The organism is Pedobacter sp. BG31 (assembly GCF_042464845.1).
GTDB lineage: Bacteria > Bacteroidota > Bacteroidia > Sphingobacteriales > Sphingobacteriaceae > Pedobacter > Pedobacter suwonensis.
The window spans coordinates 115073-138260 of the sequence record NZ_JBHNZK010000008.1; the positions used below are offsets into that span (position 1 = coordinate 115073).

Consider the following 23188-nt stretch of genomic DNA (forward strand, 5'->3'; position numbering starts at 1 on the left):
TTATTGTACCCTGTGCGCAATATATGTCTGTGTAGTTTGCTTTTGTGTAGTTTTAATCCATTTATATGGGAGCTCCTATTACAAAATTGCCTACTTAAGCCGTCTGATTGAAAGAATTGATAAAGCGTTTTAGCTGCTAGCAGTAGAAATTTTACACTATTAACTAACCATTTACTAAACCTAAACCAATGAAAATCAATCTACTCAAGATTTCGGGGCTTTCTGCGCTTTTTCTGCTGAATAGTCCTGCTTTTTCGATGAATCCGGTTGTTGAAAAACCCAAGGGGTTTTCCGGCCCTACCTTGCCTCTGGTGCATATTCAAAATCGAAAAGTAATTACAGGCACCGTATTAGACGAAAAAAATATGCCTATCCCTGGAGTTGGCATCAAAAACCTTTCGTCAGGTAAAACTGCAGTAACTGATGACACAGGTAAATTCAGCATTGAGGCCAATGTAAACGATGTGATCCGTTTTTCTTATGTTGGCTATCAAAATAAGGATGTTACAGTAGGGAGTGAAGCCAACATCAGCGTTAAAATGACACCTGCTGAAGCCAATAAGTTAGATGAGGTGGTGGTAATTGGTTATGGATCGGTGAAAAAAACCGACCTGACGGGGTCTGTTGGTGTGGTTAAAGCAAGTGAACTTCAGGAACGTCCGTCTTCATCCCTCAATCAGGCATTAGCCGGCCGTATCTCTGGGGTACAGGTAAATACCAACTCAGGCCGGCCTGGCGGACAAACCAATATCAAAATCCGTGGATTTAGTTCAATAAATACGAGTAACAATCCTCTTTATGTGGTAGATGGTGTGGCTTTGCCGGTGGGCTCGCAAACACAGAATAGTAATGCCATTGATTACATCAATCCAAGTGATATCGCTTCAGTAGAAGTGCTAAAAGATGCTTCTTCTACGGCCATATACGGCGCAAGGGGTGCAAACGGGGTAATTTTAATTACCACTAAAAAAGGAACTGCAAATGCCCAGCGCATTACCTATGATGCAGATTTTGGCATAAATACCCTAGCCGCACACCATGTTAAGATGCTTGATGCTTTTGAGTATGTAAAAGTGCAGGACCTCGCTTATGAAAATATCAAAGTTTACGATCCGGTAGGTTGGGCAGCAGGAAGTTATGCCTCAACGCCTGTTCCCAAGGCTGCCAGAATTGCTTTACCTCAGTTTTTTGATAGCAACGGAAATCCATTATATAATACGGATTGGTTAAAAGAATCTACTCAGAATAAACTTTCACAAAATCATCAGCTGGGTTTTACCGGTGGAAACGAAAATAATACTTATGGTGTTTTTGCGGGTTATCGCGATGACCAGGGACTTTTACTAAACTCTTATTTAAAACGTTATTCGGGCCGGTTTAATTTCGATAGTAAAATTAAACCCTGGTTAAAGGTAGGCGGTAATTTGAGCTACAATAACCAGATTGAAAACATTGTTGATCAGGGAACAGGCGGCTTAAATTCAGTGCGTATGATTACAGAAGCATTCCCTTTTCTTCCCATTAAACTGGCAGATGGCAAATGGGGCGATAATAAACTGATCCCATGGGCAGAAGGAGGCTCCAATCCGGTACATATTTTAACCGATCAAAAATATGGCATGGTTACCCAAACGGCTTTGGGAAGTATTTATTCTACCATTAGCTTTAGCAAAGATTTAGAGTTCCGTACCCAATTAGGAGCCAATATTGTAAGCCGTAACATTAATGAATACAATGCCAAACAATTATACGGTATTTCTGACGGGCAGAATGGAACGGCGAACGTAACCAACGATCGGGAAACCTTCTGGTCATTGGAAAACTATTTGACCTATAATAAACGTTTCGCCGAATCTCACGCCATCAATGCCTTATTGGGTATCTCGTGGCAGGCGACCAATTTCTTTAGCAATACCAGTCATGCCGAGAATTTTGTAACCGATTTTTATGGAAACAATAACATGGGCTCCGGAAGTAAATCGATTACAGTAGGCTCCAGCCGGAACAGATCGGCTTTTAACTCTTATTTCGGAAGATTAAATTATGCCTTCAAAGATAAATACCTGGTTACTTTTACAGGCAGGGTAGATGGATCATCCAAATTCGGAGAGAATCATAAATTCGCCTTTTTCCCTTCGGCAGCATTGGCCTGGAAAGCCTCAGATGAAGATTTTCTTAAAGGAAACAAAACCATCTCTAACTTAAAACTAAGAACCAGCTATGGTTTAAGCGGTAATTCAGAGCTGCCAGCCTATCAGTCGTTGGCTACATTGGTGAATAATGCCGCTATTATTAACGATAGCAGGGTGACGGGTATCGGTATTGGCCGGTTAGCCAATCCAGACCTGGTTTGGGAAAAAACAGCACAGGTTGATGCAGGTTTAGAGTTAGGCTTGTTTAACAACCGCATTAATTTAGAAGCCGATCTTTATTATAGAAAAACAACCGATATGTTATTGGATGCCCCGGTTCCGCGTACCACAGGATACGCGGTGATCAGAAAAAATATCGGATCTATGCAGAACAAAGGTTTAGATTTAGGGATCAATACGGTAAACGTACAAACCGATAATTTTACCTGGAAAACCAGTTTCAATATTTCCCTTAACCGCAACAAGGTACTTTCTTTAGCCACTCCTGATGATATTTTTGGTGTGGGTAACCCAAATTTCACCAATCAAACGGGTATTATCAGGGTAGGTGAGCCAGTGGGTTCATTCTGGGGGCTGGTACGTTTAGGCACCTGGAGCGAGGCCGAAAGGGCAGAAGCAGCTAAATTTGTGAGTTACCGTGGTGGTAAAACCTTGCTTCCGGGCGACATCAAATATTTGGATGTAAACGGTGATCATGCCATTACCGATGCCGATCGCCAGATTATTGGCAACGGAATGCCAAAAGGCTGGGGATCCTTTGGTAACTCATTTCGCTATAAGAACTTAGAACTGATTGTAGAACTGCAATACTCTTATGGCAATGATGTGTTGAATATGACCCATCACTCGGGTGAAGACAGACAGGTACAGGCCAATAGTTTTGCCAGCGTATTAAATGCCTGGACTCCGCAGAATCAAAATACACCAATTGCCGCCATCAGGGATCAGGCTGCGGGATATGTAACCAATGTAGATACGCACTGGTTGGAAGATGGCTCTTTCATCCGCGGTAAAAACCTGTTGCTGGGTTATACTTTTGATAAAGCACTTGTTGAAAAATTACGCTTAAGCAAACTACGTGTTTATACATCTGTTCAGAATTTCTTCCTGGCAACCAGGTATACCGGTAACGACCCTGAGGTAACTACCTACGGAAATGCATTTGCACAAGGTCAGACATTTTTCGATTATCCAAAGCCAACTACTTTCATGGTAGGCTTAAACATTGGATTATAAACATTAAAAAAGAAAGGATATCAACATGAAAATAAACATAAGAAATATCGCTGTTTTGTTTTTGCTGAGCGGCGCTATCATCGGGAATTCGGGATGTAAGAAGTTTTTAGATGAAACAGATCCGACCAATCTTTCACCAAATAGTTTTTACACTTTGCCCGAACACGCAGAAGCAGGTATTGCTGCCGTTTATGCAGAGCTCCGGTTTATAGGGAATGGTGCGGGTATTTATTCCAACAACTGGCAGATGCTGGATGCACCAACGGGCATACAGTCAACCGAAACCGCACAAAACTCCGATCTGAACAATTTGTATTCACTCATTTATGACGGCACAAATCTGCATGTTAACCAAAACTGGAACGGACTTTATAAAGTAATAGCACAAGCTAATCTGGTTTTGGATAAAGTTCCGGGTATAAATCCAATGGATAATGCACAGAAAAAAAGAATTTTGGGAGAGGCTGCGTTTGTCCGGGCCTGGGCCTATTTTTACCTGGTGCGTTTATGGGGCGATGTGCCTTTAATTACTAAACCGGTTACCAGTCCTAATGATCCTAATTTTGCGCCTTCCCGTACACCACAGGAACAGGTTTACAAATTGATTGTTGATGACCTGGTTGCTGCAGAAGCCGCCGGCTTGCCTTATACGGATGCCAGCGGACGTGTTTCTACAGCAGCAATTAAAACTGAACTGGCAAAGGTATACCTGACCATGGCCGGGCAACCCCTTAACAAAGGAGCAGCTTATTATAGATTAGCTGCGGATAAAGCCAAAGAGGTAATTGATTATTCAGCAGGAAATCCATCATCACTTGGCTTGTTTTCCAGTTATGGAGCGCTGCACGATGCAAAGAATGACAATAAAGTAGAGCATTTGTTCGGAATCCAGTACAATGATGCTGCCGGATCGGGGAACCCCTTACAGTCATCTTATTTACCTTTGCACCAGCCATTGGTTTCTAAAATTGATGGAATTGGAACGGCTATTCCGACTACAAGTTTTTATGGTTCGTATGAGGCAGGAGATTTAAGGGCTAAAAACCGGGAAGGTTATTTCTTTACTGATTATTATACCGATGGATTTAAAATGCCGTTGATTAACCGCGGTAAGCCATATATTTTTAAACACTTCGATCTGATTGCTAACGGAACACTAGGCGTAGAAGGTACCAGCAGAAGCGATCTGAATATTCCACAGATCCGTTATGCCGAAACCTTATTGATTTATGCCGAAGCACAAAACAGGGCAGATGGTAGTCCGAATGTTGCTGCCTATGCTGCGGTAAATGCCATACGTAAGAGGGCCCAACTGACTGATCTTGCGGGTTTGAACCAAACACAGTTTGAAGAGTCGGTGTGGAGAGAACGCTGGCACGAGCTATGCTACGAGGGGATTATCTGGTTTGATATGGTCCGTTTGCGTAAAGTGTACAATGAAACCACCAATGGTTTTGATAATTTTGTCGGACACATTAATAAAAGTGTAAACCAACCATTGCAAACCAAACATTTGCTGTTCCCGATCCCTACTCCTGAAATCAAGAATAATCCTAACCTGACGCCAAATCCAGGTTATTAGCAGTTATAGGATGGTCGCCATAACACTGACCATCAATAATTTTCAACAAAAACGGGTGTCCGATATTCGGATACCTGTTTTTTGTTAGGAGGGGCAGACTATTAAACCAAACCATATAACCAGCGAATGGTTGCGCTTATGGCAATTTGAAAAATGGGTAAAAAATAAAAAGGCCTGAAAGGATTTTTTTTAATTAATTAGGCTTATTTTTGCAGCAAATTATAGAACCACACAGGAGATCAAAAATTCCTGTGCACCTCGACAATCATTTGAAAGTTAATATTTAATCCATGACAAACGACAAAAAAGAAATATTCGAAAGCGTAGCACAACGTTTAAAAATTGAAGGTTTTAATGTAGTAAATCGCGATGAAACACGTCCTTGGGGTGGTTTCTTTGTAATAGATGAAGCGCAGGCGCAACAATTTGCAGATACTTATTTTGATGGATTAAATGTTGAAGACCTAAAAATTGGTGGTAAATTAAGTCCGAAAATCTTAATCGTTGCGCCAAATACACGCCTGTCATGGCAATATCACCACCGCAGAGCAGAAATCTGGCAAGTGGTTACCGGCACGGTCGGCATCAAAACCAGCCAGACTGACGAAGAAGGTGAAGTGAAAAAATACGCACCAAAAGATCAGATTAAATTACAACAAGGTGAACGCCACCGTTTAATCGGCTTAGAAGATTGGGGAGTAGTTGCTGAGATTTGGCAACATACCGATGCTTCAAACCCGTCAGACGAAAGCGATATCGTACGCGTTCAAGACGATTTCGGTAGATAATAAAATAATAAAACATTATCCTGTTCCACGTTTTAGAAGAGGATAATGTTTCTCTAAACGTTTAGGCCAGTATAGTTTTTGTACGGTATGAAAACTAAAAGTCTTAAAGCTACGTTTATATAGTATACACACTCATACATGATTATCCTCATTTTTTTTCTTTGCCATTGGTTTTTATCCCTGTTTAGCCAAACCTTTTTCCTTCATCGTTACTCTTCACATAAGATGTTTAAAATGGAGCGTTTTTGGGAGCGGTTTTTCTATCTGGTATTACTAATCTCGCAAGGTTCATCATTTTTAAACCCGCGGGCTTATGCCATCCTGCATAGGATGCACCATGCCTATAGTGATACCGAAAAGGATCCACATTCTCCACATTTTTTTAAGGATGTTTTCGGGATGATGATTGCAACAAAGAATATGTACATGAATTATCTGAAATATAAAATACAGCCTGAACCAGCTTTCCAGGGAAATTATCCTGAATGGCCATTGGTTGATAAGATCGGAAATTCATGGGCCTGGAGAATTGCATGTGGGTTGTTTTATATCGGTTTTTACATTGCTTTTGCCAATTACTGGTGGATGTATTTACTGTTACCGATCCACTTTTTAATGGGGCCATTACATGGGGCAATTGTAAACTGGTGTGGACATAAGTATGGTTATTCAAACCATGATAATGAGGACCATAGTAAAAACTCATTACCCTGGGATTTTTTATTGATGGGCGAGCTTTTTCAGAACAACCACCACAAAAAACCAAATAGTCCAAATTTTGCTACTAAATGGTGGGAGTTTGACCCAACCTATCCGGTAATGAAAGTTTTGCACTGGATGAAGATTATCAAAATCAGAAAGGTTTAAAAGCCTATATCCATGGTCTGTGTCTCACAGACCATTATTATTTAAAATCCCTTTCCTTTACTATTCTCTGTTAACTAAACAGCAGCGAAAATTCTTTTACCTGCAATAACTTTCAAATACCCTGTCATGCTGAGGTACGAAGCATCTGCACCCGATGAAAAAGGATATTTGCTCACAGCATAACAGCATCTCAAAAAGATTGCAGCAAATGGCAGGACTATCGCAACCGATGAGCACAGGAACCTGCTTTCCAAATAAAAATGCATTGGTTTTTTGCCACGGAAATACGGAGTATATCCCGCGCTTGATCAACCCTGGGGTATAATTTATGAAACAAAAATAAATGGCAGGAGAACTTAATAGTAAATAAAATCTCCTCTGATTATCGTCATTATAAGAAGGCTTTTTCAGCCGACGAAGCAATCTTTTATGGCAAGGATTAATGGTATGAAAGATTGCTTCGTCGTTCCTCCTCGCAATGACGGTCGTGTTAATGGAGCCTGTCAATGGTAGCGGAGTCGAAGGGTAAAGGCAAGGGTTTTACCATAAAATCTTTTTTGCCTGTCTTAACGTATATATTCCAATCTGTTTCAAAACTTAAACTATCATATGATCAACCTCCTCAAATTTATTTTCTCCGCACTGTTGGTTTTTATGTGTTATAAAGTAATCAGCACCTCGTTAGAAAGCAACCTTTTCGAACAATGGAATTTCCTGGGCAGCATTCCATGGATGCGTGCTACCCTCTGGGATTTTTATGCCAACATCTTTATTATTACACTTTGGATGTTTTATAAAGAAAAAAGCATTATTCTTAAAATCTCTATTGCTGTTTTGTTCGTATGTTTAGGCAGCATTGCAACCCTGGCTTATGTTTTAGTGTATTTATTTAAACTAAAAGATGGTGAAGGTGTTAAGGAATTACTTTTAAGACGTGAGGTGTAAGATTTAGGTTGCAGAATGGCGTAACGGTTTTTCTTAGCAAAGCTAACTGGCTTTTGGGCCTTAAACCTTTTACTTTAAACTTATGCCGCTCCAAACAGGACATCTTTTATCTATCGCACTCCTTTCGCTTATAGCCTGCTGTTTTATCATGGCCATGGTTTGGCTTTGGGCGAAGAAAATCAAAAACGCAGGTGTGGTTGATGTTTTTTGGGCACTGAATTTTCCCGTAATCACCGTCATTACATTTTTTTTATCTGAGGGCTACGAACCCCGGAAAATTTTAATCTGTGGGATGTTTTTACTGGCTGAGTTACGTTTAGGTGTTCATCTTTGGCAACGTGTTATTGGTCATCTGGATGAAGAAGAAGGCAGGTATGTACAGTTGCGTAAAGAATGGGGAGACAAAGCCGATCGAAATTTCTTTGTCTTTTTTCAATTTCAGGCCATATCAAATGTCATACTGGCCATTCCATTTTTTATCATCACCGCCAATCAGTCGCAGGCTATTTCCTTTTTTGAGTATGCAGGTGCATTGGTTTGGGTAATCGCGTTTTTTGGAGAAATGATTGCCGACAGACAACTTGCAGCCTTTAAAAAAGATCCGCTTAATAAAGGCAAAGTACGCGACACCGGTTTGTGGTACTATAGCCGTCACCCCAATTATTTTTTTGAATGGTTAACCTGGATGGCTTATTTCATTTTTGCGCTGGCATCGCCATGGGGAATTCTGGCTATTATTAGTCCGGCAGTGATTTTGTATTTATTAACAAGGGTTACTGGTGTGCCGAACAATGAAGAACAAAATCTAAGGAGCAAACCTATAGCTTATAAAAGATACCAGGAAACAACGAGCGCCTTTTTCCCCTGGAGGAAAAAGAGGTGAAATGTAATATGGATAAGGTTCATGCAAACCGCAAATCCATCAACCGTTTCACACCGTACATTAACCTAAACCTCAATCATACATTTTTATTACACGTAAACCTTCAACCTTACAACCCTTAACCTTCCAACCTCAAAATGTGGTACGATAAACTTTTAGAAAACGACAAACTTCCGGATACGGCCTTGCGTATAGGCATTAGGAAATTGTGCAAACAGCGCCTGGATGATGAAACGCTGGGCAATGAAGAATTGCAGCAGGAAAAATTTATGGACCTGGTGGCAGAGCTGAAGCAATCGCCTATTGCGGTAAATACTGCTGATGCGAATGAACAGCATTACGAGCTTCCAACCGAATTTTTTCAGTACTGTTTAGGCAAAAACTTAAAGTACAGCAGTGGTTACTGGAAACCTGGCGTTAAGGATATTGATACTTCGGAAGAAGATATGCTGGCATTAACCTGTAAAAGGGCCGATTTACAAAATAGACAGAATGTTTTAGAATTGGGCTGTGGCTGGGGGTCGCTGTCGCTGTATATGGCAGCTAAATATCCGGAAAGCACATTTACCGTGGTATCTAACTCTGCTACGCAAAAAATTTTCATTGATGAAACGGCGAAGCAACGCGGAATCCAAAACCTAACGGTTTTAACCGCCGATATGAATACGTTTACCATTGCCGATACATTTGACAGGGTGGTTTCTGTTGAGATGTTTGAGCACATGCGCAACTATAAATTTTTGCTTAACAAGGTGGCCTCATTTATGAAGCCTGATGGGAAGCTGTTCGTACATATTTTTACGCACAAAACCCTGGCTTACAAATTTGAAGTGATTGACGAAACCGACTGGATGAGCAAATACTTTTTCACCGGCGGGATTATGCCATCCAACCATTTGTTCTTCTACTTTAACGACGACCTTAAAATTGATAAACATTGGGTGGTAAATGGAAATAATTATGGCAAAACGGCTGAAGCTTGGTTAAGCAATATGGATAAGCATAAGAAGGAAATCATGCCAATTTTCGAAACGACTTACGGGAAAGATCAGGCGGTAAAATGGTGGGTATATTGGAGGTTATTTTACATGTCATGTGCAGAACTTTTTAATTACAACAAGGGAAACGAATGGATGGTATGCCATTATTTGTTTGAAAAGGTATAAGGTAAAGGGTTTAAGGTGTATCGTTTATCCGGCTCAAATCTCATGTCTCACGTCTGATATCTTCCGTCATCCATATTAAATTATCCATCATTAAATCATGAAAACACTCGCCATTATTGGTTCAGGAATAGCAGGCATGGGTTGTGCCCATAAACTGCAACATCAATATAATCTTACGATTTTCGAAGAAGCAGATTATATTGGCGGACATACCAATACGATAACGCTTGAAGAGGATGGTAAACCCATTTACCTGGATAGCGGCTTTATGGTTTTTAACTATCAGACTTATCCAAACCTGACAGGGATGTTTGCGGAGATTGACGCACCCGTAATGAAGACAGATATGTCTTTTAGCGTGCAGTTTCTCCCCAAAAAGTTGGAATATAGCGGCTCAAGCTTGAATCATCTTTTTGCCCAGCGGAAGAATTTATTCAATATTCCGTATTTAAAAATGTTGATGCAGATTAACCGTTTCAACAAACAAAGTGTAGAAATTTTGGATAAGCCTGAATACCGGGATTATTCGATCGGGCAGTTTTTTAAGGAATTTGGCTACAGTGACGATATGCTCTGGCAATACCTCATCCCAATGAGTGCTGCGGTATGGAGTGCGCCAATGGAACAGATTCTGGATTTTCCGGCAGTTACCTTAATCCGTTTCTTTAAAAATCACGGCTTTTTAGGTTTGAATACTCAGCATCAATGGTATACATTGCAAAACGGCAGTCAGGCTTACCGTGAAAAACTGATTGCCCCGTTTCGCGACAGGATCAAGATCAATACCAAAATTGTAGCGGTAAAACGGTTAGGGAATGGTAAAGTTGAAGTAGAAAACCAAAAAGGTGAGAAATTTGAATTCGATAAAGTAATTATGGCCAGCCATGCCGACCAGACTTTTGAGATCGTAAAAGATAAAACAACGCTGGAATCTGAATTGCTTTCCAAATTTAAATACCAGTTAAACAAAGCCGTTGTACATACTGATGAGAAGCAGATGCCTGAAGCCAAACTGGCCTGGAGCAGCTGGAATTACCGTGTAGAACAGCAAGGTGATAAGTTATTGCCAAGTACTATTTATTGGATGAATAATTTACAAGGTGTGTCTAAAAAGCAGAATTACTTTGTTTCCATTAATCCTACCGAAACGTTAAATCGAGATAAGATTATCAAAGAAATTGACTACCATCACCCATTGTTTGATGTTTCGGCAATGCAGGCGCAGGAGCATTTGCACAAGCTAAATGAAACCGGTCCTGTTTACTATTGCGGAAGTTATTTTAAATATGGTTTTCATGAAGATGCTTATAAGAGTGCGGTAGATTTGTGCAAACAGATGTAATTGATCTTAAATTACCGTCATTTCGAGCGGAGTGCAACGAAGTCGAGAAATCTACCAGATAGATCTCTCCGTTTCACTGCGTTCCAGTCGAGATGACGAATCGATGAAAAGATATCCACAAAAAAAAATCGTAAATTGTTACAAAAATGGCATTCAATTCAAACATCTACACCGCAAAAGTCATGCACCACCGCCTGGCGCCCAAAAAACATTTCTTTTGGTATAGCGTGTATATGTTTTATATCGACCTGGATGAGTTGGATCTGTTGGATAAAAAGTTGCGCTGGTTCAGCAGAAATAAATTTAACCTTTTTTCTTTTCGTGATTCGGAGCACTTTCAGTTACCAAAGGAAAATCCCGATCAAACCAAAAACGCACGTCAGCATGTAGAAACTTATTTAAAAGAAAATGGCGTTGATGGTAGCAGACTTAAAATAAAACTGCTTACCAACCTCAATGTGCTGGGTTACAACTTCAATCCTGTTTCCTTTTATTATTGCTTTGACAAGCAGGGCAATCCGGTTTGTTGTGTGGCCGAAATCAGCAACACTTACCGGGAAATGAAACTTTTTTTCTTTGGAAAAGACGAATTGCATGGGGATACCTTTACCAAAATCACTACTAAATATTTTTATATTTCACCGTTTATTGACCACGACGATGCTTTCGATTTTAAGTTGAGGGTTCCGGCTGATAAACTTGATATCAAAATTGACGATATAGATAAGCAGGGCAATCGCTTTTTTATCAGTACTTTGAAAGGAGAAAAGAAGCCATTAAGCAACATGGCTTTGCTTCGTAATTTTTTTTCTATCCCCTTCATTCCGTTGCAGATCATGGGCATGATCCACTGGCAGGCCTTCAAACTTTGGATTAAAAAAATACCATTTCATCCAAAAGCCGAAAACCCTGAATTGCAACGTAACGTATATAAACCTTACAAACCACAAATTAAATAGATCAGACGCTATGAATACGCTTACCGCCGCCAGAACATCAAAGGGCTTTTTCGAAAGAGCAGTATTGAATGCACTTTCTAAAATGACCTTGGGCAAATTGGAACTTTCACTGCCAGGTGGCGAAACACTGGTTTTTGGAAATGGTGAACATCAAATAGAAGCGCACATACAGGTAAATCATCCTCATTTCTTTAAATCCATCGCACTTTATGGCGATATTGGTTTTGGGGAGGGCTATACCTCTGGCCTGTGGGATACCACAAATATTACCAACGTAATTAAATGGGTCATCCTGAATATTGAAAATGCACCCTCAGTAACCGGCAGTAAGGTAAATTCCATAGCGCTGAATATTTTTAAATGGGTAAACAAAATCTACCACGTGCGCAGGGCAAATACTTTGGCCGGATCGCAGAAAAATATTTCAGAGCATTACGATCTGAATAATGATTTCTTCGCCACTTTCCTGGATAAAACCATGACTTATTCGAGTGGTTACTTTAACCCCGATAATTTAAGTTTAGAAGACTCGCAATATGCCAAATACGATCGCCTGGCGAGGCAGTTAAAAATCAAGTCGACCGATCATGTATTGGAAATCGGAAGTGGCTGGGGTGGTAATGCCATTTTCTTGGCCAAAAACTACGGCTGTAAAGTTACTTCGGTAACCATTTCTAAGGAACAACAGAGATTAGCGATGGAACGCGTGCATGAAGAGGGATTGGCCGATAAAGTTTCGATCATTATCCAGGACTACCGCAAAATTGAAGGTGTTTTTGACAAAATCGTATCAATCGAAATGCTGGAGGCTGTAGGACATCAATATTTGGAAACCTATTTTGAAAAATGCCAGCAATTATTAAAACCTGATGGAATTTTTGCCTTTCAGGTCATTACGTCTCCTGATTGTAGGTACGATAAATTGAGAAATGGCGTAGATTGGATTCAGAAGCATATTTTTCCGGGTTCGCTTTTACCTTCGGTAGCAGCCATTAACAAAGCTATAAATGAAACCGGTGATTTAACCATGGTTGATTTAAAAGATATGGGTTTGGATTATGCCCGTACACTTCATTTATGGTTTGTTGAATTTAACAAAAACCTGAATAAAGTGAAAGCATTGGGTTTTGATGAAACCTTTATCCGCAAGTGGAACTATTACCTGAATTATTGTGAAGCTGCTTTTGCCATGCGGAATATTAATGTGATGCAAATGGTTTATTCCAGACCTAACAATATTTCGAGGTAAGGATGATGTGAAATGGAGGATGTAAGATGGAGAAGTGAAATTCTCATCTTCCATTACACATTTTACTTCTTCCATGTTTTTTTGCCGATAAAAGTGTGGGCTTCGCCGGGTAATTGGTAGAGTTGGTGCAAAAAGTATAGCGTATTATTGTAACAAAATGCAATTTGCGCAGACTAATTAAAAAAGACAAACTCTTGAAATGAAAAAACTTTTACTATTAAGCTTTATCCTTGGTATATTTTTTAGTGCACATGCCCAGTTTCCTACTGGCGGACTTGGTGGAGCACCCAAAAAATCAACAGTTACCGGACGGATCACGGCCACTATACTCGATTCATTAACTAAAAAGCCAATTGATTACGCAACGGTTTCTTTGATTAGTGTGAAAAACAATAAATCGGTAAACGGTGGCGTAACCGACGAAAAAGGAAAACTTACCTTACAAAATGTTTCTCCTGATTCATATAAGCTGATGATTGGTTTTATGGGCTATAAAACAAAATCTGTTCTGGTTACCACCACGCCATCTAAACCGGATAATAATATCGGTACGATTTATATCGTGGGAACAGAAAATACTTTGGCAGATGTGCAGGTGCAGGGTACAAAGGCGGTTATCGAAAATAAAATCGACAGAATGGTTTATAATGCAGAGGCTGACGGAACAAATGCCGGTGGTGATGCAACAGATGTAATGCGTAAGGTACCCATGTTATCTGTAGATATGAATGGAAATGTTCAGCTGCGTGGTGGTGCGGTACGTGTGTTAATTAATGGTAAACCTTCTGGTACGATGGCCAGTAGCGTGGCTGATGCGTTAAAGATGATCCCGGCAGAGCAGATTAAAAGTGTAGAAGTCATTACCAGTCCATCAGCAAAATACGATGCTGAAGGTTCTGGTGGTATCATCAATATCATTACCAAAAAATCGAATGCACAAGGTGTAAGTGGTTCTGTAAATGCGTCTGCTGGCACACGACAAAACAACGGTGCTTTCAATTTGACAGCTAAGACAGGCCGTTTAAGTGTTAATACAGCGCTTGGAGGTAACTTTGCATATGCCCAGAATTCAAGGGTTGTAATTGTTAACAATACGCAGCTAAATAATGGAAACGCCATCAACACGTCACAAGATGGATACTCCAAATGGAGTAGGGATGGTTTGAATGGTAGCTTAGGTATAGATTACGATTTTAATGCATATAATAACATTAGCTCTAATGTAAAATTTAACCGTTTTTCGAATGGCGGACCAGGCGAATCAGATTTTATTTCTAATGGTATCCGTCAAAAAAATATTAGTGATATGGATATGACATTCAGTAATATGGATTGGAATGTCGATTATAAAAAAACTTCCAAAAAAGAAGGAGAAGAGTTTTCTATATCTGCGCAACTATCCACTGGTCGTACCCCTCAAAGATTTAGTAATACGTTTATTCCTGAGGGTGCTTCAACAGGGAACACTACTGAGCGAAATAATACCAGTAGAAATAATGAGTATACCGTTCAAACAGATTATACTTACCCATTTTCTAAATCGACTACTTTAGAACTAGGAGCAAAAGGGATTTTCCGTGAGATTAAAAGTCAATTCGATTTTTCTTCTCAAGATTTTGATTACAATCAGGACGTTGCTGCAGCCTATGGTGTAATCAACTTCAACTTAACCAAGAAATTAAAGTTTAAAGGTGGTTTAAGAACGGAGTATACTGCGATTAGTTTTAATACAAAAGCAAATGGAATTCAGAAAAATGATTATTTAAATTTATTCCCAAGTGCCATTATTTCTCAAACCTTAAAAGGCAACGCCACGTTGAAATTAAGTTATAACCGTCGTTTACAAAGGCCCGGTCAGAATTATTTGAATCCTTTCCTTAACGACAGTAACCCAATTAGCTTACAGCAGGGGAATCCGTATTTGGATCCTGAACTAAGCGATAACTTGGAACTGGGTTACAGTACTTTTATAAAAGGATCAGTAATTAATGCGTCCGTATTCTATCGCCGTACAGGTGGGATAATTGAAAGCTCGCTGACTACAACTGCTGCCAATGTGCCGTTAACCACTTATATCAATGTTGGTACTGGCCAAACTTATGGTTTCAATGTTTTTGGCTCATACAATCCTAAGCCTAAATGGACTTTAATGAGTAATTTTGGATTAAATACTTACGAAGTGAATAACAAAGTAATTAATTTTAATACCGGTACTTTTGTAAACTATAATCTGTTTATCCGTTCAGCTTATGGCTTTGGTAAAGGTTACAATTTTGAATTATTTGGTGTAGTAAATTCGCCAAGAAGAACATATCAAGGCAAAACAGATGCGATGGTTTTTTATGGCGCATCATTCAAAAAAGATGTCTTAAATAAAAAAGGTTCAATCGGTGTTAATACATTAAATCCTTTTACAAAAGATCTTCACATCCAAACTGTAAATAATTCTGTTACGGCTAATGAAACTGTTTTTCAAAGTCAGAATATCTATTATCCATTACGTTCTTTTGGTGTTAATTTTAGTTACTCTTTCGGCAAGCTTAAGTATACAGAGAAGAAAAAGATTAAAAATGACGATATCAAGCAAGACCAGCAGCCGGGTAACATGGGCGGTGGCGTTCAGCAGTAAAAACCAAATTCAAATATATATTAAAGTCTTTCCGTTAATTCGGAAAGACTTTTTGTCGTTAAAGGGAAGCTACCAGCTTTCAAACAGGGCTATTGGCATATGGTTTAATGATCTGAGGTTGATCAGGCGGTGTAATAACTGATAATTATTTCAATAGTGATGCGTAGATAAATTAATATCCTACGCCACATGAATACGCCCTGGATTTTCGCCAGTTTAGCCGAGTGATTGCTCAAATTATGTGTATACTTCCGTATTCTTGGTTTTTAAGATTCTATTTAGGTGTTTCTTAACTAATTTATCATTTCTAAGTGAGTTTTCACTGTTTTTGAATGCGTATTCTGCTTGTTTGTGCGAGGTACGCCAATTTGTAATGTAAAAAATACTTTAAATTAGGGATTGCTGTCTGTTTTAATGCATTTTTATTTGGTTAAAAACCTATATTGCAATCAACTAGCAATCACTATCCTAAATAATCTACATATGAAAAAACTCTTTACCTCGCTTGTTTTTCTCTGCATCTTACTTACCGGATTACCTACTTTGGCCCAGGTAAAAACCATAACAGGCAAAATCACTTCAACTGATGACGGAGGTCCGTTACCCGGAGTAAGTATAAAAATTAAGGGAACTGCAATAGGTACCTCAACTGATAGTAATGGTGCTTTTACCATTCAGGCACCTTCGCCAAGCTCGGTACTCGTAGTTAGTTTAATCGGGTATAAAACCCAGGAAATTACCGTTGGCAGTAAAACCACGGTTAATGCAGTGCTGGCTTCTGATACGCAAGAGTTACAGGAAGTAACCATTTCTACTGCTTTAGGTATCACCCGGCAGGCAAAATCTTTAGGTTATGCCGCACAAACTGTAGGCAGTATTGATTTAAACTATAATCACCAACCCAATCTGCTTAATGCATTGCAGGGTAAAGTAGCAGGAGCAACCATTTCTAGTACAGGTGGTGGTCCGGGCCAGGGGGCAAGTATCCGAATAAGAGGAGTAAACTCCATTGATCCGAACATTTCGGGCGATCCTTTATATGTAATTGATGGGGTACAGATTGATAACTCAACCTCTACTATTGGTGCAAATCCTGATGGTACAGCATTTGGTTCTAGAGGAGTAACAAACAGGGCATCAGATATTAATCCTGAAGATATTGAAACCATTAATATTTTAAAAGGAGGCGCCGCTACCGCACTTTATGGCCTAAGGGGAGCCAATGGCGTTGTAGTTATTACCACGAAAAGGGGGAAACAAAATGGTGTTAGTATAAACTTTAATAGCAGTTATGGCTTTGATGAGGTTTTGAAGTCGCCAGATGTTCAAACAGAATATACCCAAGGCGTTCTGGGGGTTTATACCAATCCACCGGGTGGTATCGGACCAGGCTGGGGACCAACTATTGCCGAGGCAAAATTAATCGATCCAACACATCCCGATCAATTATTCAATAATTACGACCGCGCATTTGGTACCGGTCAGCAGGTTAAAAATTCCTTATCGGTTACTGGTGGAAGCGATGCTATAAAATTTTTCTCTTCCATTTCGCAGCTTTATCAAAAGGGGATGATGCCGAATACCGATAACAAAAATTTCTCTGGAAGATTGAATACCGACTTTATCATCAGTCCGAAATTTAAGGCATCAGTAAACATGAATTTTACCAATTCGGGTGGTTATACCTATAGCGCAGATCGATTTGGCGAAAGCCTTGCTTACTGGTCGCCACGCTATGATGTTGCCGATTATCAGAATCCGGATGGATCACAAAAATATTTCGGAACCAATAACCCGATTTGGGGTACTGCAAATAATAGGTTCAAAGGTGATGTTAACCGTTTTATTGGTGGGGCAAGTTTGAGTTACGATCCTGCCAAATGGCTTAATTTTTCTTACCGTTTAGGGGTGGATACCTATGGTGATAACCGCGTTCGCACCGCACGTGGTCCAATGTATGCCACTGAAGCCATGTATGATAATGCGCAGGGCTTTTATGGAGAGTATAACACCAAATTCAGGACCATCAACAGCACTTTTGTTGCCACTTTTAATACAAAACTAACTGACGATATCACCGGAACGTTAAGGATTGGACAAGAAGTCTACGACCGTATGTCGAAAGATGTGGGTACTTTGGGCAGTATCCTTGGGGTATATAATTTCTTTAATTTAGCGAATGCTGGTGTGTTAACCCCTACGCAAACACTAAAACAAAAAAGATTGGTAGGTTATTTTGGAGAGGCTACTTTCGATTATAGAAATTACCTTTTCCTAACCATTACTGGAAGAAATGATATTACCTCAACGCTTCCTAAGGCAAGCAGGTCCTTTTTTTATCCTTCTGCCAGTTTAAGTTATGTATTTTCCGATCAGTTTAAATTACCCGCAGCCATTAGTCAGGCCAAATTGCGCTTATCTTATGCCAGGATCGGTAAGGATGCATCAGAATATTCTACCTTTACAGGCTATACACCTTATACTTCTTTGCCAACCGGTACCGGAGGTTTAACTATTGCTCCAAATCTTGGTAATTCCGAGCTTCGTCCGGAGTTTACCAATACTTATGAAGCGGGTTTGGAAATGTCGTTCTTTAAAAGCCGTTTAGGTTTTGATTTAACATACTATTATTCATTAAGCAAGGATCAGATTATCCAAACACAGGTGTCGTCTGCCGTCGGTTATGTAACCAAATCGATCAATGCAGGCGATATCAGGAACAGAGGAGTGGAGCTGGTATTAAATGGTAAACCCATTGTATCAAAAGATTTCAGATGGGATGTAAATGTTAATTTTTCTGCAAATAGGAATATGGTACTGAGCATGCCTAACGGAATATCAGAAATTGTATACGGTGCCGCAAGGGGGTATGGCAATGCCGGAGTAACCATGAAGTTGATTAAAGGTCAGCCTTATGGTAATATTTACGGTAGTTATTTTAACCGCTATTATGGAAATACACCAGAAGATCCGGTTGTGCTTGATAAAAGCCTTCCATTGCTGATCGGTGCAAATGGTTTCCCTAGCATTTCAGGAGGAAAGCAGAAACTGTTGGGTAACTCGCAACCGAAATATATTATTGGTATGGGCAATACCTTCAGGTACAAAGATTTTAGTTTAAATGTATTGTTTGATGCACGTTTGGGATTTGAAAAATACAACTGGCTGGAAGATTTTTATTCGGCTTTCGGATTACCTGATTATACTGCTGACAGAAGAACCATAAAAGTATTTGATGGTGTCCTGGCCAACGGTCAGCCGAATACAAAACCGGTCTACATGGGCCAAAGGATAGGGCCTGACGGCGTTGATTACGGCGAAGGATATTACCGCATTTACTACCGTAACGTTTCTGAACCTTTTGTAAGCGATGCCTCCTGGGTACGTTTGCGCTCTGCCAGTTTAACCTATAGCTTACCAGCAAACTGGTTGCCTGCAAAAACGATCAAAAATGCTTCGCTATCAGTTACCGGAAATAATTTATGGCTGTGGACGAAATATTACGGCGTAGATCCTGAATCCAGCTCTTATGATGCTGGCAGTAATAACGATGGTTCTGCTGGTTTTACTTATCCATCTGCCCGTACAATAATATTCACGCTTAATGTTGGTTTTTAAATAGAAATACGATGCAAAAAATCATAAAATATACATTGTGCTCAGCTTTGATTGCAACACTAGGTCTGCAAAGCTGCAAAAAAAGTTACTTTGATTCACTGTCCGACAACCCGAACCAGGTTCCCGTAGCTACTTTAAGTACTTTGTTGGCCACATCAACTTATAAGGCAGCAAATAACAATTACCTTATTGGAAACATCATCGCTCCTTATGTACAGTATACAGCCAATCCTGCTGCGAATGGTGCCGGCGATACTTATCAGGCCATTGATTTTACCCCCAGCTGGGATGCCCTTTATTTTGCTATGGCCGATGCCAATGAAATGAAAAAGCTGGCCGTTGCTCAAAACTCAAGCGAATATAAAGGCGTAGCTGATGTACTTATTGCTTATAACCTTACATTGGTGAATGATCTTTGGGGAGATGTGCCATTTTCGGAAGCCTTTAATATCAATAACCTAACACCGAAGTACGATAAACAACAGGATGTTTATAATCAGGCCATAGCACTTTTAGATGAAGCTATTTTGGAACTTGCCAAAACAGATGCAACTGTTAAACTGGCGCCAACCAGCGATTTAATTTATGGTAAAAGCACAACAGAAAGAGTAAACTGGTTAAAAATGGCTTATGCTTTAAAGGCCAGGTTATTAAATAAGATTAGCAAAACCAGTGCCTATAACCCTACGGCTGTGTTGGCCGCATTGGGCAGTTCTTTTACAGCTAATACAGATGATGCCACTATGGCTACCTTTAAAGAGCGTAATCCATGGGCAAATGTCGCATTATCCAATTTACAACAATCATTGGGAGGCTGGCTTTCTGAACAATTAATTGATGCATTAAATGGTAAGACATTTAGTGTTTTTGATCCCCGTATAGAAAAGATTACCGATAAAACCATCAATAACATTTATATAGGAACGATAAACGGTGCAGGTAACAGGTTGCCTGGGGCTAATACGACGAAAGATGAATGTTATATTTCGAGAAACTCCCCATGGACCAGCGATACTTCGCCAATATTCATCGTTACGTTTGCTGAATTGAAATTTATAGAGGCTGAAGCTTATTTCAATACCGATAAAACGAAGGCTTATGCAGCATATCTCGCAGGTATAAGTGCCAATATGGATAAGTTTCAGGTTACTGCAGCAAATCGTGATGCTTATCTGGCAAACCCTTTAGTGAGTGTTGGTGAGGCTGCCTTAACCAAAGACCTCATTTTTAAAGAAAAGTACATTGCAACTTACCTGAATCCGGAAGCATGGAATGATGCCCGCCGTTTTGATTATCAGTACAAAGATTTTGGTATGCCTGCTAATGCTGCGCTTCCTACATTCATCCGCCGGTTAGATTATACGCAAGGCGAAAGAAGTAAAAATGGTGCAAATGTGCCTGCCGATGTTCCAAGAACAACCAAACTTTGGTGGGATCAGTAATTCAAGCGTATGGCATTTGGCGTGAAACGCTTGTTCTTTTCTTCGCCAAATGCTTAACCCTTAAAAATACGTTTGGCAGAAAGCAGTTAATCTGACTTCTGCCAAACGCTATTCACAATGCACTAACCGCCAAACCAGTTACGAAATGAAGAAACTATCGCTTATCCTTTTCGTTTTATTTTCTGCTTCCAATCTATTCGCCCAGTCTTTCACTTTAAAATCTGTTTTATCTTATCCTTTTCCAACCCAATTGGTGGCCGCGCCTGTAGGGGCTAAAATTGCCTGGGCGGCAAACGAACAGGGAAAAAGGAATATTTACGTAGCAGAGGCACCAGGTTATAAAGCAGTAAAAATTACAGACTATATGGATGATGATGGGCAGGAGCTAACCAGCTTAGCTATTTCTGCTGATGGAAAGCGGATTGTATTTGTACGTGGGGGAGATCATGGAGGGAGAGATGGCGGGCCGGTTAATGCAAACTCATCGCCAATTGCACCTAAAGTGCAGGTATTTAGTGTTTCTTTTGAGGGAGGTGATATAGTTACTTTAGGCGAAGGCGATAATCCGGTAATTTCGCCCAATAGCGACCAGGTTATTTTTGCCAAAAACGGTCAGGTGATGGTCAGTCCTCTTGATGGAACATCAGCGGCTAAAAACCTCTTTTACGCCAAAGGAATAAACGGAGCTTATAAATGGTCGCCCGACGGAAAAAAAATAGCTTTTATTTCAAACCGGAGCGATCACTCGTTTTTAGGGATTTATACTGATCAGCAAACACCTGTTAAATGGCTATTGCCTTCATTTTCTAAAGATAATACGCCGGTATGGTCGCCGGATGGAAATGATATTGCCTTTATCAGAACGCCCGGTGTTGGCGGGGAAACCGACTCCATTTTAACCAAGAAACATCAGCCCTGGGCCATATGGACGGTAAACGTAAATACGGGTGCGGGAAAAATGATCTGGAAAGCTCCCGAAACTTTACGTGGTTCTTTCCCTTCAATTGATGGTGGTACAAACCTGTTATGGGCCGACGGTAAAATTGTTTTTACCTCTTATGAGGACGGTTGGCCGCATCTGTATGCCATCAATCCAGACGGATCAAAACGCATGCTGCTCACGCCCGGTGATTTCGCTGTAGAGAACATTAAATTAAGTGCCGATAAAAAAACATTGGTTTTTGCCGCCAATAAGGGCGAAGATGCAGATGACATGGACAGGAGGCATATTTATAAAGTTTCAGTTAATCAGGCCAATATGCAGGCCTTAACTTTAGGCAAAGGAATAGAAGCCTATCCTGTTATTGCAGCCGACAATCGAACAGTTTTTTGTCTGAGTTCAACTGCTGAAAGACCACTATTACCTGCATTGATTACTACTGGAAAAGCGCTGGAACTCATTGGAGAATCCCTCATTCCAAATGATTTTCCACTGAAAAATATGGTAACTCCTAAACATGTGAGTTTTAAAGCTGCAGATGGTAATAGTGTTTATGGCCAGTTGTTTTCGCCAAAAAAAGCGGGTAAAAATCAACCGGCGATTATTTATGTACACGGCGGACCGCAAAGGCAGATGTTTTTAGGCTGGAATCCGATGGATTACTATTCGATAGATTATGCGTTAAATCAGTATTTGGTTAATATCGGTTTTACTGTGCTGTCTGTAAACTACCGTTTAGGAATCGGCTATGGTTATGATTTTCATAAACCCTTAAAAGCAGGCGCACAGGGTGCGTCAGAATATCAGGATATTAAAGCCGCCGGCGAATGGCTGGCTGCACAGCCTGGTATCAACAAAAATAAAATCGGGATTTATGGTGGTTCTTACGGCGGATACCTCACCGCGCTCGCCCTTGGCAAAGATTCTAAATTATTCGCAGCAGGTGTAGATATCCATGGTGTAAATAACCGGTTTACTACTTCAGATCAGGAAGGAAGAAAACCAGCTCCGGATGCGGCACTTGCAGCAAAAGTAGCCGAACAAACATCACCGGCAAGCTATGTAAGTACCTGGACTTCGCCCACATTGATTATCCACGCTGATGACGACCGCAATGTTGCTTTTAACCAAAGTGTCGATCTCGCTAAACGTTTTGAAGATAAAAAGTTTGATTTTGAATTTTTGGCCATTCCGGATGATACCCACCACTGGATGAAATTTTCAAATGGTTTGAAAGTAAGCGAAGCAACGGCTGATTTCCTTAAAAGGAAGTTGATGGGTGAAAAGTAGTTTGAATAGTTTGTCATCCTGAAGGATAATTTATTGGATAAAAATCAATATGATTGACGAAAGTATTTAATGGAAATAAGCCTCTGCGAGGATCGTCAT

General features: G+C 40.1%; 14 protein-coding genes. All 14 read left to right on the top strand.

Annotated elements, in window-relative coordinates; translation table 11 throughout:
* The first annotated feature begins 188 nt into the window (after positions 1 to 188).
* The 14 genes from ACFE6N_RS11930 (at position 189) to ACFE6N_RS11995 (ending at position 23089) form a co-directional block, all read left to right on the top strand.
* Complete coding sequence (locus ACFE6N_RS11930) at positions 189 to 3389, top strand: SusC/RagA family TonB-linked outer membrane protein (RefSeq protein ID WP_378936685.1); 3201 nt, start codon at positions 189 to 191, stop codon at positions 3387 to 3389.
* 25 nt (positions 3390 to 3414) lie between these two features.
* Positions 3415 to 4971, top strand: coding sequence for a RagB/SusD family nutrient uptake outer membrane protein (locus ACFE6N_RS11935; protein WP_378936687.1), 1557 nt, complete (start codon positions 3415 to 3417; stop codon positions 4969 to 4971).
* A gap of 290 nt (positions 4972 to 5261) precedes the next feature.
* On the top strand, positions 5262 to 5759 hold the full coding sequence (locus ACFE6N_RS11940; protein WP_025142534.1) for a phosphoheptose isomerase: 498 nt from the start codon (positions 5262 to 5264) through the stop codon (positions 5757 to 5759).
* Between the two features lie 138 nt (positions 5760 to 5897).
* Positions 5898 to 6626, top strand: coding sequence for an acyl-CoA desaturase (locus ACFE6N_RS11945; RefSeq protein WP_090981758.1), 729 nt, complete (start codon positions 5898 to 5900; stop codon positions 6624 to 6626).
* A gap of 609 nt (positions 6627 to 7235) precedes the next feature.
* Positions 7236 to 7571 (top strand): DUF1475 family protein, encoded by a 336-nt coding sequence (locus ACFE6N_RS11950; protein WP_378936690.1) that lies wholly within the window; start codon positions 7236 to 7238, stop codon positions 7569 to 7571.
* Positions 7572 to 7653: 82 nt separating this feature from the next.
* Positions 7654 to 8454 (top strand): DUF1295 domain-containing protein, encoded by an 801-nt coding sequence (locus tag ACFE6N_RS11955; protein ID WP_378936692.1) that lies wholly within the window; start codon positions 7654 to 7656, stop codon positions 8452 to 8454.
* A gap of 137 nt (positions 8455 to 8591) precedes the next feature.
* On the top strand, positions 8592 to 9620 hold the full coding sequence (locus ACFE6N_RS11960) for an SAM-dependent methyltransferase (protein ID WP_378936695.1): 1029 nt from the start codon (positions 8592 to 8594) through the stop codon (positions 9618 to 9620).
* A 97-nt stretch (positions 9621 to 9717) separates the two neighbouring features.
* Positions 9718 to 10962, top strand: coding sequence for an NAD(P)/FAD-dependent oxidoreductase (locus ACFE6N_RS11965; protein WP_378936697.1), 1245 nt, complete (start codon positions 9718 to 9720; stop codon positions 10960 to 10962).
* A gap of 146 nt (positions 10963 to 11108) precedes the next feature.
* Positions 11109 to 11921, top strand: coding sequence for a DUF1365 domain-containing protein (locus ACFE6N_RS11970; protein WP_378936699.1), 813 nt, complete (start codon positions 11109 to 11111; stop codon positions 11919 to 11921).
* A gap of 10 nt (positions 11922 to 11931) precedes the next feature.
* Complete coding sequence (locus ACFE6N_RS11975) at positions 11932 to 13170, top strand: class I SAM-dependent methyltransferase (RefSeq protein WP_378936701.1); 1239 nt, start codon at positions 11932 to 11934, stop codon at positions 13168 to 13170.
* Between the two features lie 199 nt (positions 13171 to 13369).
* On the top strand, positions 13370 to 15799 hold the full coding sequence (locus ACFE6N_RS11980; RefSeq protein ID WP_378936703.1) for a TonB-dependent receptor domain-containing protein: 2430 nt from the start codon (positions 13370 to 13372) through the stop codon (positions 15797 to 15799).
* Positions 15800 to 16282: 483 nt separating this feature from the next.
* Positions 16283 to 19417: a SusC/RagA family TonB-linked outer membrane protein gene (locus ACFE6N_RS11985; RefSeq protein ID WP_378936705.1), complete on the top strand. Its 3135-nt coding sequence runs from the start codon at positions 16283 to 16285 to the stop codon at positions 19415 to 19417.
* Between the two features lie 11 nt (positions 19418 to 19428).
* Positions 19429 to 20859, top strand: coding sequence for a SusD/RagB family nutrient-binding outer membrane lipoprotein (locus tag ACFE6N_RS11990; protein WP_378936707.1), 1431 nt, complete (start codon positions 19429 to 19431; stop codon positions 20857 to 20859).
* A 145-nt stretch (positions 20860 to 21004) separates the two neighbouring features.
* Positions 21005 to 23089, top strand: coding sequence for a S9 family peptidase (locus ACFE6N_RS11995; protein ID WP_378936709.1), 2085 nt, complete (start codon positions 21005 to 21007; stop codon positions 23087 to 23089).
* Positions 23090 to 23188: the final 99 nt, after the last annotated feature.